Here is a 12,929-nt window from a genome sequence, read left to right as displayed (position 1 = left end):
CTCGGGGCCGCTCCGGCCGGTCCCGCCCGTTTGCTCCGCCCGGTCCGCCCGGTCCGCCCGGTCCGCCCGGTCCGCCCGGTCTGTCCGGTCCCGTCCCGGCGGGGCCGGGAGGTCGAGGCGAGGCCGGGGGCCGGCGCCAGGGACGGCCGGGGTACGGAGAGGGCGCCCTAGACGTTCTGCCCGTTGCCGCCGGCCCCGGGTGCCACCTTGATGCCCTTGGTGATCGTGTCGAGGATCGACTGCTGGGGGGCCTTGGAGCTGACGTCGAGGCCGAAGCGGACGACGACCAGCGAGGCGGGGTCGGCGGGGGACGGGAACACGAGCGACTCGACGTATCCGTCGTCACCCTTGCTCGTCACGACCTTCCAGCGCACCAGATAGCCCTTCTCGCCGGCCACGGTGACCGCCTTCGAGGCCAGCACCGTGTGCGAGGTGATCGAGCCGTAGCCCGTGCCGTACGCCTCGGTGGCGCTCTTGGGGATGTCCTCCTTCGCCGCCGCCTCCGCCGTCGTGGACTTCAGCTTCTGCGCGCTCGCCGGGGCCGAGTAGACACCGCCGCGCTGGCAGTTCTGCGAGGTGTCGCCGGGGCATTTGTAGGTGTCCTTGGTGGAGACCACGGCCGCGCTCGCGCCGCTGTGGCCGGTCCAGCCGTCGGGCACCGGGATGCTGATGCCGTTGTAGAGGTCCGTGGCGTAGCCGGGGTCGGTCCCCGGCTGCCCCGACTCACCGGGCGCCGGGGTCTGCCCGCCGGACCCGCCCGAGCCGCCGGACCCGCCCGAGCCGCCGGACCCGCCCGAGCCACCGGAGCCCCCGGGCGCGCCGCTGGGGCCGCCCTCCAGGCCGCCGGGTCCCCCCGGTCCGCTCTGGCCGTTCGGCCCGGCGGGGTCGGCTGAAGCCGTACTTCCGCCGCCTCCGCCATCACTGGTCAGCGCGTACACGCCGCCGCCGATCCCCGCGAGGACGGCGACCGCGGCCGCGACGGCTATGCCCGTGCGCAGCCCGCGCCGCGGACCGCTCGGGGCGTACGCCGGATAGGGTCCGGCCCCCGCCGGGTACGTCGGGGGCCCCCACGCGCCCGCCGATCCGACGGGGCGGACCTGGTCCGTCCATGTCTTACCGTCCCACCAGCGCTCGGCGGCGGGAGCGTCATCTGTCTGCCCGGGGTCGGGATACCAGCCGGGGGGAGTCACCTGCGTCATGGGCCCACCGTATGAGTCCAGGGTGAAAGGCGGATGAGAGGGTTCCCCCCGAAGCCGGCTCCGGGACCCGGCGTGCCGTCCGGCGTCCCCGGGGGCCGGCCCCGCGCCGCCCTCCCATTCTTGACGCGCGCATGTCGATGGCAGGGTCCTCGCGGGCGCGGAACCTCACCGTACGGATGAAGAACGCCAGTGCCAGGGGTACGCACACCCCGCGGATTCCTCGGGCCGGCCGTTCTGCTCCCGGGAGGAGCGGGCGGGGCGCGGTGACCGTCGCGGCCGCCGGCTCCGACGGGCTCGACGGGATGTCCGCGGGCTCCGCGAGAGGGGGCACTCGAAGCGCGCGCGAGGAGGGCGCGCAGGTCACGGTCGCGCGCGGGGGCGCTCGTGCCGGTTCTTACCGGTGAGGCCCGCGGATCGGCCGGCCGCGTCCCGGGACGGCGAACGAAGGAGGAAAATTACCTTCATTTTCCCAGTAGTTGACTGACTGTCACTTTCCCTGTCGGCAGCGGGGTGTTCGGCGGGGGCGGCGTCGCGAAAACGCCGTCACCCGTCCCGGCAACTGCTGCCGGGTCCCGGCTCCGCCACGGCTTCCAGGAGGCTAGGCTCATGGCAGTTACGTCGTTTGGGCGACCTGGGGAGGTAGCGGGATGACGGAGGTTCGGCCAGGAACGGTCGCCTCGGCTTCCCTGTGGGAGCGCGATGACGAGGTCGCCACTCTCGAAGAGGCGATCACCGCGCTGCGCGCGGACTCCGCGACCTCGGGCACCCTGCTGGTGCTCAGCGGAGAGGCGGGTCTCGGAAAGACCGCCCTCCTCGCCGAGGCGCGCAGGATCGCGGAGAGCAACGGCTGTGCCGTGTGGTCGGCGCGCGGCGGCGAGACCGTCACGTCCGTCCCCTTCAATGTCGTACGGCAGTTGCTCCAGCCGGCTCTCGTCTCGCTGCTTCCGGAGGAGGCACGCGAATATCTGGGCGACTGGTACGACATCGCAGGACCCGCCCTCGGCATAGCCGAACCCGGTGACCGCCAGCCCGACCCGCAGGGTGTCTGCGACGGCCTGGTCGCCGCGGTGCGGCGGCTCGCCAAGCGGGACTGGCCGCTCGTACTGCTCATCGACGACGCCCACTGGGCCGACCAGGAGACCCTGCGCTGGCTCGCCGCGTTCACCGAGCGCCTGGACGACCTGTCCGTCCTCGTCGTGGTGGCACGCAGGCCCGGCGGGGTCAGCGGCGAGAGCGCCCGGCTGCTGGACGCGGTGGCCGCCGTGGGCCGCCCGGTCTCCACCCTGACCGCGCTGACCCCCGGCGCCACCGAGGGACTCACCCGCGCCACGCTGGGCGAACACGCCGACGCGCCCTTCTGCCGTGAGGTGTGGGCGGTCACCGGCGGCAACCCGTACGAGACCGTCGAGCTGCTCGCCAAGGTCCAGGACAGCGAACTGGACCCGGTCGAGGGCTCGGCCGCCGAACTACGCGACCTGAACCGCTCCGCCCGCGGCCGCGGACTCGTCGCCCGCCTCGAAGGCCTCGGCATCGACGCCACCCGGTTCGCCTGGGCGGCCGCCATCCTGGGCACCGGGATCTCCCTCGACCTCGCCGCCCAACTCGCCGGAATGCCGGACGACGAGGCCTCCCGCTGTGCCGAACTGCTGGGCGCCGCCCGCATCCTGACCGCGGTCGGGCCCGTCAACGACCACTGGCCGGACGGCGAGCTGGAGTTCGTGCACCCGCTGATCGCGACAGCGGTCTACCGTTCGATCCCGGACGCCCTGCGCACCGCGATGCACGGTCAGGCGGCCTGGGCGGTCACCGAGTCGGGACGGGGCGCCGCCGCGGCCTCCCGCCATCTCCTCGAAGTGCATCCGGACGACGACCCCGAACTCGTGGATCAGATGCGCGAGGCCGCCCGCGAGCACCTCGCCGTCGGCGCCCCGGACGCGGCCAGGCGCTGCCTGGAGCGCGCTCTGAAGGAGCCGCCCCTTCCCGAGGTGCACGCACGGGTGCTCTACGAGCTGGGCTGTGCCACCCTGCTGACCGCGCCGTCCACGACCATCGGGCATCTGCGGGCCGCGCTCGAACGGCCCGGACTCGAGGACACCGTGCGGGTCGACGCCGTCTTCCGGCTCTCCCAGGCACTGCTTCACAACAACCAGCTGGACGAGGCCGTCCGCACGGTCGACGCCGAGGTGGAACGGCTGGAGCCGGGGCCCGCCCGGATGCGGCTCCAGGCGGTGCACTACATGTGGGAGGGCATCCACGCGGGCGAGGAGCGCGCCGGACACTCCAGCGGGCTCGCCGAACTCGTCACGACCTGCACCGGGCGCGACAACTCCGAGCGCGCCTTGCTCATACTGCGCGGCTTCGACGCGATGACCCGCGGCGAGAACGCCGAGGAGGTCGTGGAACTCTGCGACCGCGCCCTCGTCAACGGCCGCCTCGCACCCGGACTCGGCTGGACCGACACCGAGTGGGGCGTCGAACTCCTGCTGATGCTGGGCAGCGCGTACGCCTACACGGACAGGCTCGACCGGGCTGAGAGCCTGTTCAACGAGGCCCTGCGCGCCTATGTGAAGGCGGGCTGGAGCGGCGGTCACCTCTCCCTCGCCAACGCCTACCTCGGACTCGCCCACCGCAGGCGGGGCCGTCTCGCCGACGCGGAGCACTACCAGCGCGAATCGCTGCGCCTCGCGGAGCGGGTCGGACGCGGACTGCCCCTGTACTGGTCGGCGACCTGCGGGCTCATCGACACCCTGCTGGCCCGCGGACACGTCCAGCAGGCGGCGGAGATCGCCGAGCGCTACGGCTTCGCGCCCCCGTACCCCACCACGATCGTCCTTCCCGACACCCGCTCGGTGCGCGGGCGCCTGCTGCTCGCCCTCGGCCGCACCAAGGAGGGCGTCAACGAACTGGAGGCGGCCGAGAAGGCCGCCGCCGCCCGGGGCCACCACAACACGGTGCTCGCACCCTGGGCCGTCGACCTCGCGAAGGCCCTCGCCAACGAGGACCCGTCACGTGCCGCAGCCCTGGCCGGTGACGCCCGCCGCCAGGCCGAGCGGTTCGGCACCGACACGGCGATCGGCGAGGCGCTGCGGTGCGCCGCCGCCCTCGAGACCGGCCAGCGCGCGGTCCGGCTGGCGGCCCAGGCGGTCACCTACCTGGAGGCCTCCCCCTGCCAGTACGAACACGCGGCGGCCCGCATCGAGTACGGCATCGCGTCCCGTTCGGTGATGGAACTGAACAAGGGCCTGACCCTGGCACGCACCTGTGGAGCGGACGGCCTGGCGGCGAAGGCGGAGGCGGCACTGACGGGCCTGTGACGAGCTCCTCGCGCGGGGCCCTTCACACGGTCAGTCCGACGGGGAGCCGGGGTCCTGCGTGTCCTCCTCCGCCAGTACCCGCTGGGCCACCGCGAACGCCGAATTGGCGGCCGGGACACCGCAGTAGACCGCCGTCTGCAACAGCACCGCGCCGATCTCCTCGGGAGTGAGCCCGTTGCGCCGGGCCGCCCGGACATGCATCGCCAGCTCGTCGTGGTGGCCGTGTGCCACCAGCGCCGTCATGGTGATCATGCTGCGCTCGCGCCGGGTCAGCGTCGTGTCGGTCCAGATCTCGCCCCAGGCATAGCGCGAGATGAAGTCCTGGAAGGGGGCGGTGAACGGGCTCTGGCGCGCCTGCGCGCGGTCCACGTGCTCGTCGCCGAGAACCTGACGCCGTACCTCCATGCCCCGCCGGACGACTCCCCCCGAGAAATGCGCCCGCAGAGCGGTCAGCACGGCTTCCGGGCACTGCGCGGGTGCCAGGTGTGAGGCGCCCGGGATCTCCACGAGCGCCGCGCCCCGCACCGCGTCCGCGATCTCCCGCAGATGCGCGGGCGGCGTCGCGGGGTCCTCGCGCCCGGCGATCAGCAGCGTCGGTACGGTGATCGACGCCAGCCGGTCCCGGATGTCGAACGCGGCCAGGGCGTCACAACAGGCGGCGTACGCCTGTGGGTCGGCGTCCCGGTGGTCCCGGACCAGCTCCGGCACGGTGAAACCGGGGGTGAACCAGCGGGCGTCGGCGGTCGCGGCGACGGGCCCGAGACCCTCGCGGCGGACCAGTTCGGCCCGCTCCTGCCACGGCTTCGCGCCGTTGAAGTGGGCCGAGGAACAGATGACGGCGAGCGACGAGATCCGCTCAGGATGATGGACCGCCAGATGAAGGCCCACCGCGCCGCCCAGCGACACACCGGCGTACGCGAAACGCCCGATGCCCAGGGAGTCGGCCAGGTCCAGCACGAGCGCGGCCAGGTCGGCGACCGTCGCCCCTGGGCCGATCGCACCGGCCGGTGACCCGCCGTGGCCGGGGAGGTTCCAGCGCACCACCCGGTGGCCGGCGGACAGCTCGGGCGCGATCCTGTCCCACAGGGCGTACGAGGTCCCGAGCGAGGGCCCGAGGAGCAGCGGGGGAGCGGAAGGGGAGCCCTCGGCGTGATGGGTGAGCAGGTTCGCGGTCAACGTCGCTCCAGGGCACGGTCGGTGAGGACTCCGGCGGAGCCCGTGTAACGGGTCGGGTCGGTGAGGTCCGCGAGGTCGACACCCGGGAGGCCCCCGAGACCGGGTTCCTCGCCGAGCACGTCCGCGAGCGGCCGCCGCTCATCGACAGCCCGCGCGGCGGCTCGCGTCAGCAGTTCCCTGGCGGCCGTCCGGCCCAGAACCGGGGCGAGTTCGGCGGCCAGTCGTTCCGAGACGATCAACCCGTGCGTGAGGCCCAGGTGTTCGCTCATGGCCACGGCGTCGACCCGTAGATCCTCGGTCAGTTCGGCCGTGTCGCGGGCCGCCCCGCCGGCCAGCCGCAGCAGATCACGCAGTGGTTCCCACTCGGCGTGCCAGGCTCCGGCCGGCCGTTCGTCCTCGGCCGCCATCGCGCCGTACAGCGTCGCCGCGAGCAGGGGAGCGCGCCGGGCGGCGGAGGCTACGAGGGTGGCCCGTACCGGGTTCGACTTGTGCGGCATCGCGGACGAACCGCCGCCGGTCCCCTCGGCCAGCTCGGCGATCTCGGTGCGCGAGAGGGTGAGCACGTCGGCGGCGGTCTTGCCGAGCGCGCCGGCCGTGAACGCCAGTGCTCCGGCCAGGTCCGCGATCGGTGTGCGCAGGGTGTGCCAGGGCAACACGGGCTCGGCGAGGCCCAGTTCGCGGGAGTACGCGGCGGTCAGTGCCCGGGTGTCGTCCGCGCCGAAGGCCGTGAAGGCGGCCAAGGTGCCCGCCGCGCCGCCGAGTTGGGCGGGCAGCGAGGTCCGTACGGACCGCAGCCGGTCTCTGGCGTCCAGCACCAGCGACCGCCACCCCGCCGCCTTCAGCCCGAAGGTCGTCGGCACCGCGTGCTGGGTGAGGGTGCGGCCGGGCAGGACGGTGTCCCGGTGCCGCGCCGCGAGCCGGGCGAGGTGGTGCGCGGTCCGGTCCAGGTCGTCCAGGATCACGTGGAGGGTGCGGGCGGCGACGAGCATGGTGGCCGAGTCCAGGATGTCCTGGCTCGTCGCGCCCCGGTGGACGTACGGGGCGTACTCGGCGGCGACGGCGGCCGTCAGGTCCGCGACCAGGGGGATCACAGGATTGCCGCCGCCCCGGGCGCGCAGCGCGATCGAGGTGATGTCGAAGTCCGCGGCGCGGGCGGCGAGGGTCACCGCCGTCGCGGCCTCGGCCGGGGCCAGCCCCAGCGACGCCTGCGCCCGGGTCAGCGCGGCTTCCGCGTCGAGCAGGGCCCGCAGATACGCGCTGTCGCTCGTCGCGGCCGAAGCGGGGGAGCCCGCCCGGCCGGGAGCGAGCAGACCGGTGTCGGTCGCGACGGGGTCGGCAGCTGTCACGGGAACTCCAGGAAGACCGTTTCGCCCTCGCCCTGAAGGCGGATGTCGAAACGGTACGTCCGTGTCGCGTCCGGGCCCGCGGTCGCGATCAGCGTGGCGCGCCGCTCGTCCGGCAGCGCGTCGAGCAGCGGGTCCGTGCCGTCGGCCAGATAGGCGCGGGTGAACAACTGGTGCGTCAGGCCGCGCGCGAACACGCACACGGCGATGTACGGCGGCCCGGCGTTGCCCGGTGGCAGCGTGCGCAGCGCGTAGTGGCCGTCCGCGTCGGTGGCGACCCGGCCGAAGCCGGTGAAGCCGACGCCGTCGCGGCCGAGGAAGCCTCCCGTGGACGGGTCCCGGCGCAGTGAGCCCGGGGCGCCCGTCAGCGAGCCGTCGGGTGCGGCCTGCCAGAAGTCGAGCAGGGCGTCGGGGACGGGCGTGCCCGCTCCGTCGTGGACATGGCCGTGCAGGGTGATCGTGCCGGGGTGGCCCGGCGGCGCGATGCGGTCGCCGCCGGGGAAGGGCAGCGCGTGGCCGTAGAAGGGGCCGATGGTGTGGGCGGGGGTGGGGAGCGGGCGTTCGCTCATGATGGACGGCCTTCCTCGATCCAGGTGGCGGAGGGACCGTCGAGGACGATGTCCCACTCGTAGCCCATGGAGAACTCGGGCCGTGAGAGTTCATGGTTGTAGGCGGCGATCAGCCGCTCGCGGGCCGCCTCGTCCGTCACGGACCGCAGGATCGGGTCGTGGCGGAAGAGCGGGTCGCCCGGGAAGTACATCTGGGTCACGAGCCGCTGGGTGAACGCGGTGCCGAAGACCGAGAAGTGGATGTGCGCGGGCCGCCACGCGTTGGTGTGATTGCCCCAGGGGTACGGTCCCGGCTTCACCGTGGTGAACGTGTACCACCCCTGATCATCCGTCAGAGTCCGTCCCACGCCGGTGAAGTTGGGGTCGAGCGGTGCCGGGTGCCGCTCGCGCAGATGGGCGTACCGGCCGGCGGCGTTGGCCTGCCAGATCTCGATGAGCTGGCCGCGTACCGGACCGCCCTCGCGGTCGAGCAGCCGGCCCGAGACGGTGATCCGCTCGCCGATCGGCTCGCCGCGGTGCTGGAGGGTGAGGTCGTTGTCCACGTCGGTGATGTCGGTGACGCCGAAGACCGGGCCGGACAGCTCGACCGTCTCCGGGTCGGCGCCGCTCACGGCGACCAGCGGCTGCTTCGGGTGCCGCAGCAGTGAGCTGCGGTACGGGGCGTAGTCGCGCTCGGGGTGGTGTCGCACGGGCGCGCCGCCGGCCACCGCCTTGTCGTACGCGTCCTGGAGATCCTTGATCTCGGTGTCGATCTCCGACTGAGTGAGAGCCATGGTCGACTTCCTAGCGTTCGAGGGCGAGGGCGAGGCCCTGGCCCACGCCGATGCAGAGGGTGGCCACGCCAACTCCACTGCCCTTGCGGGCGAGTTGGTGGGCGACGGTGCCGGCGAGCCGGGCACCGGAGGCGCCGAGGGGGTGGCCCAGCGCGATGGCGCCGCCCTGCGGATTGAGGACCGCCGGGTCGAACTCGGGCCATTCGGCGAGGCATCCGAGGACCTGTGCGGCGAAGGCTTCGTTCAGTTCCAGTACGGACAGGTCGTCAAATGCCTTGCCCGCCCTGGCCAGAGCCCGGTTCACGGCCTCGACGGGGGCGAGTCCGAAGTACTGCGGGTCGGTCGCGGACACGCCGGTCGCGGACACCCGGGCAAGGGGTTCGCGGCCGGTGGCCCTGAGGCCCTCCGCGTCGGTGAGCAGCAGAGCGGCGGCACCGTCGTTCAGGGGTGAGGCGTTGGCCGCGGTCACCGTGCCCCGGTCCGTGCGGAAGGAGGGTTCGAGCCGGGCCATGGCGTCGAGGGACGCGTCGGCGCGTACGCATTCGTCGGCGCCGAACAGGATCGGGTCACCCTTGCGCCGGGGGAGGGACAGCGGGGCGATCTCGGTGTCGAAGAGGCCCTCCGCCTGTGCTCGGGCCGCTTTGCGATGACTGGCGAGGGCGAACTCGTCCTGCCGCTCACGGGTGATCCGGTGCTTGTCGGCGATGAGTTCGGCGGACTCGCCGAGCGGGATGGTCCACTGCGGTTCCATCCGTGGATTGACCATGCGCCAGCCGAGCGTCGTGGAGTACAGCTCGGCGTGCCCGGCGGGGAACGGCCGCTCGCTCTTGGGCAGCACGTAGGGTGCGCGGGTCATCGACTCGACGCCGCCGGCCAGGGCGATCGAGGCGTCGCCGAGCGCGATGGCGCGGGCCGCCTGGATCACGGCTTCGAGCCCGGAGGCGCACAGGCGGTTGACGGTCACGCCCGGCACGGAGGTGGGCAGCCCGGCCAGGAGGGCGGCCATCCGGCCCACGTTCCGGTTCTCCTCGCCCGCGCCGTTGGCGTTGCCGAAGTACACGTCGTCGATCCGCGCCGGATCCAGGTCCGGGGTACGGGCGAGGAGTTCGCGGACGGCGTGTGCCGCCAGGTCGTCCGGGCGGACCGCGGCCAGCGAACCGTTGTACTTGCCGATCGGCGTCCGGACGGCGTCGACGATGTAGACGTCCCTCACGACTGGATTCCTTCCGCGACACGGACCTCGGCGGCGGTCCTCGCCAGGATCTCCCCGGCCGTGACACCCGGAGCGGTCTCGACCAGCAGCAGCCCTTCCGCGGTGACGTCGAGGACGCCCAGGTCGGTGATGATCCGGTTCACGCAGGCCTTCCCGGTGAGGGGCAGCTCGCACTCACGGAGGATCTTGGGCGAGCCGTCCTTGGCGGTGTGCGTCATCACGACGATGACCGTCCGGGCCCCGTGCACGAGGTCCATCGCGCCGCCGATGCCGGTGATCATCTTGCCGGGGACGGCCCAGTTGGCGAGGTCGCCGCCGGCCGACACCTGCATCGCGCCCAGCACCGCGACGTCGATGTGCCCGCCGCGGATCATCCCGAAGGACAGCGCGGAGTCGAAGTACGAGGCGCCCGGCAGGACGGTCACGGTCTCCTTGCCGGCGTTGATGAGATCCGGGTCGACCTGGTCCTCGCTCGGATAGGGGCCGGTGCCCAGGATGCCGTTCTCGGACTCCAGGATCACCTCGACGCCCGGGGGGAGGTGGTTGGGGATCAGTGTCGGCAGTCCGATGCCCAGGTTCACGTACTGGCCGTCCGTGAGCTCGCACGCGGCGCGGGCGGCCATTTCTTCCCTGCTCCAGGCCATCACTCGCCCACCGTTCCACCGGCCGCGGACACCGAGACGGTCCGCTTCTCGATCATCTTGGCGTCCGCCTGCTCGCGGGTAAGGACCACGACGCGCTGCACGAAGATGCCCGGCAGATGCACCGCGTCCGGGTCGATCCCGCCCGGCTCCACGAGCTCCTCGACCTCGGCGATTGTCACCCGGCCGGCCATCGCGGCGAGCGGGTTGAAGTTCCGGGAGGACTTGTTGAAGACGAGGTTGCCGTGCCGGTCACCCTTCGCGGCCCGTACCAGGGCGAAGTCGGTGCGGATGCCGTGCTCCAGTACGTACGGGGTGCCGTCGAACTCGCGCACCTCCTTCGCGGGGGAGGCCAGCGTGACGCCGCCGTGGCCGTCGTACCGCCAGGGCAGTCCGCCCTCGGCGACCTGGGTGCCGACTCCGGCGGGGGTGTAGAAGGCGGGGATCCCGGCGCCGCCGGCGCGCAGCCGCTCGGCCAGCGTGCCCTGCGGGATCATCTCGACCTCCAGCTCGCCGGCCAGGTACTGCCGGGCGAACTCCTTGTTCGCGCCGATGTACGACCCGGTGACCCGGGCGATGCGTCCGGCGGCGAGCAGGGTGGCGAGCCCGGAGTCCATGGCCCCGCAGTTGTTGGAGACGACCCCGAGCCCGTGGACGCCACGCTCGTGGAGAGCCTCGATCAGCACGTTCGGGACACCGCTGAGGCCGAATCCGCCGACAGCCAGTGTCGCGCCGTCCGGTACATCGGCCACCGCCTCCAGTGCGGTGGCGACCACCTTGTCCATCCGTGAAGCCCCATCTCTCCGAGTGTCAGGCGCCTCAAATTAATCAGGGCACTGATTAATTCTTCGAGGTGCCCAACACGCTGCCACCCGGACTCCGGTCCGTCAAGGCTCCAGATAGGCGACCTCATGTGAAGATCCGATCAGGTCCATGGAAGTGGGACAGTCGCCGGGAAGGACGGTATTGTTCAGTGCACCAACGATTTTGGACGCACCGGCGCGTACCGGACCCGAGGAGCGCACATGGCCGCGGTGGACCTCTCCACCCACCCCGGGCACCTGGCCCGGCGACTCCAGCAGGCGCACTACCTGCTGTGGAACACGATGGTCTCCGAGGAGATCACCTCGCCGCAGTTCGCGGTCCTGAACGCGCTCGTCGCCGAACCCGGCCTCGACCAGCGCACGGTGGGGGAGCGGGTGGGGCTCGACCGGTCCACGATCGCCGAGGTCGTCAGCAGGCTCGGGCGGCGCGCGCTGCTCGACAAGGTGCGCGACCCGCAGGACGGGCGGCGCTTCCTGCTCCGCCTCACGGACGACGGGCTTCGCGTCCACCGCAAACTCACCGTGCGCACCGCGCGCATGAACCAGGTCTTCCTGGCTCCCCTCTCCACCGAGGAACAGCACCTCTTCTTCGACCTCATCCAGCGGGTCTCGGACGCCGCCGAGGGGCTCCGCAATCCCGCGGAACCCCTCCGCGCGCCGCAGTGAGCACGGTGGCCGCGGACCCCCTTCGCCCGCCGCAGTGAGCAGGGTGGCTCGGTAACCCCTCCGCCCGCCGCGGTGAGCACGGTGGCTCACGCCTGGGCGAGGACCACCCAGACCTGGCCCGGGGCGAAATTCATCGGCGCGCCGTCCGGGGTGGTGAACCGTGTACCGCCGGTCGCCTCGGGGCGGGTCCAGTTCGCGTCGAAGACGCGGCCGTCGCGCAGCACCTTGGCCGTACCCGAGCCCACGGACTCCGTGAACGGCGTGTTGTTGCCGAGGAAGTCGTGGTACTTCGAGTTGTGCACCTTCACGTTCTGGATGACCACCGTGGCGGGGGCCACCGTCTTCCCGTCGGTCGTCACCGTCGGCGTGCCGTCCATGGCCACCAGCCAGCGCCCGCGGCCGGCGGACCAGGTGAAGGTGAAGCGGGCGGACGGGAAGCGGACCGTGCGGGAGGTCTCGGGCGTGCCGCCCGTCGGCGCCGCGCCGAAACGGAAGCCCGTGGTCAGCGCCGAGTCGCCGGGCGCGGAGTCCATCAGCCGCCGCGGACGCAGATACAGATTGTGCGGTGCGGCCTTGCCCGTGCCCCGGTACCAGGCGTCCGGCACCTTCCCCGCAGGCTCGGGAACCAGCGGCGCGTCGTCTATCAGCGGCAGCAGCTTGTGCTGGGCCCCGGAGAAGGCGAGCGTCGGCTCGTGGAACTGTCTCAGCAGTTCGAGATCCGACTCGCGGGCGCTGCGCACGGGCCCGACCGCGGCGGGCAGGGTGCTCGCGAAGACCGCCATCAGCCGGCTCAGCCCGCCCTCGACCTGCTCCGCGTACACCACGTCCGCCGCGTCGAGACCCGTCTGGGGGGGGGCGTCGGGCGCGTTGTCTATCTTCACGGCGAGCACCGGACCGGCGTTCGCCGTGCCGGTCTCGCTCGGGCTCCGGCTCTGGCTCGGGGACCGGCCGTCGTCCGGCGATCCGCCCCCCGAGGTGCAGCCCGTCATCAGCGAGCCCGTCACCGCGACGGCCAGCAGCGCCGCCGTCCAAGCGCCCCGCCCGCTCCGCACCATCTTCCGCATGCCCACCGTGCCACCTCTCCCGTGCCATTGATTGTGCGTTCATCAGTTCATCGGTGGACATACCCGATCGTTTCTGATTACGCGTGGCGAGCGAGAAGTCGGCTCAGCGAGATGATCCGTGCAAGATCGAACGGGGTCGCGTCGGAA

The 12,929-nt window shown here is 72.5% G+C and carries 11 protein-coding genes; 2 read left to right on the top strand and 9 right to left on the bottom strand.

Going from position 1 to position 12,929, the window contains the following annotated elements:
- Positions 1 to 167: 167 nt before the first annotated feature.
- The gene (locus tag ABZV42_RS09960) at positions 168 to 1,199 is read right to left on the bottom strand and encodes a DUF2510 domain-containing protein (RefSeq protein ID WP_356051523.1); all 1,032 of its coding nucleotides are present in this window, start codon (positions 1,197 to 1,199) and stop codon (positions 168 to 170) included.
- A gap of 647 nt (positions 1,200 to 1,846) precedes the next feature.
- On the opposite strand from ABZV42_RS09960, the gene ABZV42_RS09955 reads away from it, so the two are divergent.
- The gene (locus ABZV42_RS09955; RefSeq protein ID WP_355982830.1) at positions 1,847 to 4,513 is read left to right on the top strand and encodes an AAA family ATPase; all 2,667 of its coding nucleotides are present in this window, start codon (positions 1,847 to 1,849) and stop codon (positions 4,511 to 4,513) included.
- A 30-nt stretch (positions 4,514 to 4,543) separates the two neighbouring features.
- On the opposite strand, the gene pcaD is transcribed toward ABZV42_RS09955, so the two are convergent.
- From pcaD to ABZV42_RS09920, 7 genes are read right to left on the bottom strand one after another with little or no spacing between them, the layout of a single operon-like run.
- Positions 4,544 to 5,689: a 3-oxoadipate enol-lactonase gene (pcaD, locus tag ABZV42_RS09950; protein ID WP_355982832.1), complete on the bottom strand. Its 1,146-nt coding sequence runs from the start codon at positions 5,687 to 5,689 to the stop codon at positions 4,544 to 4,546.
- Positions 5,686 to 7,035 (bottom strand): 3-carboxy-cis,cis-muconate cycloisomerase, encoded by a 1,350-nt coding sequence (gene pcaB / locus ABZV42_RS09945; RefSeq protein WP_356051521.1) that lies wholly within the window; start codon positions 7,033 to 7,035, stop codon positions 5,686 to 5,688. Before pcaB ends, pcaD begins: the two co-directional genes overlap by 4 nt.
- Complete coding sequence (gene pcaG / locus ABZV42_RS09940; protein ID WP_355982836.1) at positions 7,032 to 7,601, bottom strand: protocatechuate 3,4-dioxygenase subunit alpha; 570 nt, start codon at positions 7,599 to 7,601, stop codon at positions 7,032 to 7,034. Before pcaG ends, pcaB begins: the two co-directional genes overlap by 4 nt.
- On the bottom strand, positions 7,598 to 8,374 hold the full coding sequence (pcaH, locus tag ABZV42_RS09935) for a protocatechuate 3,4-dioxygenase subunit beta (RefSeq protein WP_355982838.1): 777 nt from the start codon (positions 8,372 to 8,374) through the stop codon (positions 7,598 to 7,600). Before pcaH ends, pcaG begins: the two co-directional genes overlap by 4 nt.
- 10 nt (positions 8,375 to 8,384) lie before the next feature.
- Complete coding sequence (locus ABZV42_RS09930; RefSeq protein ID WP_356051519.1) at positions 8,385 to 9,587, bottom strand: thiolase family protein; 1,203 nt, start codon at positions 9,585 to 9,587, stop codon at positions 8,385 to 8,387.
- Positions 9,584 to 10,231 (bottom strand): CoA transferase subunit B, encoded by a 648-nt coding sequence (locus ABZV42_RS09925; RefSeq protein ID WP_355982842.1) that lies wholly within the window; start codon positions 10,229 to 10,231, stop codon positions 9,584 to 9,586. Before ABZV42_RS09925 ends, ABZV42_RS09930 begins: the two co-directional genes overlap by 4 nt.
- Complete coding sequence (locus ABZV42_RS09920) at positions 10,231 to 11,013, bottom strand: CoA transferase subunit A (protein WP_355982844.1); 783 nt, start codon at positions 11,011 to 11,013, stop codon at positions 10,231 to 10,233. Before ABZV42_RS09920 ends, ABZV42_RS09925 begins: the two co-directional genes overlap by 1 nt.
- Before the next feature lie 240 nt (positions 11,014 to 11,253).
- Here ABZV42_RS09920 and ABZV42_RS09915 point away from each other — a divergent pair, with 240 nt between their 5' ends.
- Positions 11,254 to 11,718 (top strand): MarR family transcriptional regulator, encoded by a 465-nt coding sequence (locus ABZV42_RS09915; RefSeq protein ID WP_355982845.1) that lies wholly within the window; start codon positions 11,254 to 11,256, stop codon positions 11,716 to 11,718.
- An 86-nt stretch (positions 11,719 to 11,804) separates the two neighbouring features.
- Here ABZV42_RS09915 and ABZV42_RS09910 read toward each other — a convergent pair whose 3' ends face one another.
- Complete coding sequence (locus ABZV42_RS09910) at positions 11,805 to 12,782, bottom strand: DUF3048 domain-containing protein (RefSeq protein ID WP_356051517.1); 978 nt, start codon at positions 12,780 to 12,782, stop codon at positions 11,805 to 11,807.
- Positions 12,783 to 12,929 lie beyond the last annotated feature (147 nt).

Source organism: Streptomyces sp. NPDC005281, from assembly GCF_040607495.1.
Lineage (GTDB): Bacteria > Actinomycetota > Actinomycetes > Streptomycetales > Streptomycetaceae > Streptomyces.
This window is presented reverse-complemented; position numbering and strand designations above follow the sequence as displayed.

Bases quoted from the DNA above. Each gene is read 5' to 3' on its own strand.
- ABZV42_RS09960 (WP_356051523.1), bottom strand. From the start codon at position 1,199: ATGACGCAGGTGACTCCCCCCGGCTGGTATCCCGACCCCGGGCAGACA.
- ABZV42_RS09955 (WP_355982830.1), top strand. From the start codon at position 1,847: ATGACGGAGGTTCGGCCAGGAACGGTCGCCTCGGCTTCCCTGTGGGAG.
- pcaG (WP_355982836.1), bottom strand. From the start codon at position 7,601: ATGAGCGAACGCCCGCTCCCCACCCCCGCCCACACCATCGGCCCCTTC.
- pcaH (WP_355982838.1), bottom strand. From the start codon at position 8,374: ATGGCTCTCACTCAGTCGGAGATCGACACCGAGATCAAGGATCTCCAG.
- ABZV42_RS09925 (WP_355982842.1), bottom strand. From the start codon at position 10,231: ATGGCCTGGAGCAGGGAAGAAATGGCCGCCCGCGCCGCGTGCGAGCTC.
- ABZV42_RS09920 (WP_355982844.1), bottom strand. From the start codon at position 11,013: ATGGACAAGGTGGTCGCCACCGCACTGGAGGCGGTGGCCGATGTACCG.
- ABZV42_RS09915 (WP_355982845.1), top strand. From the start codon at position 11,254: ATGGCCGCGGTGGACCTCTCCACCCACCCCGGGCACCTGGCCCGGCGA.
- ABZV42_RS09910 (WP_356051517.1), bottom strand. From the start codon at position 12,782: ATGCGGAAGATGGTGCGGAGCGGGCGGGGCGCTTGGACGGCGGCGCTG.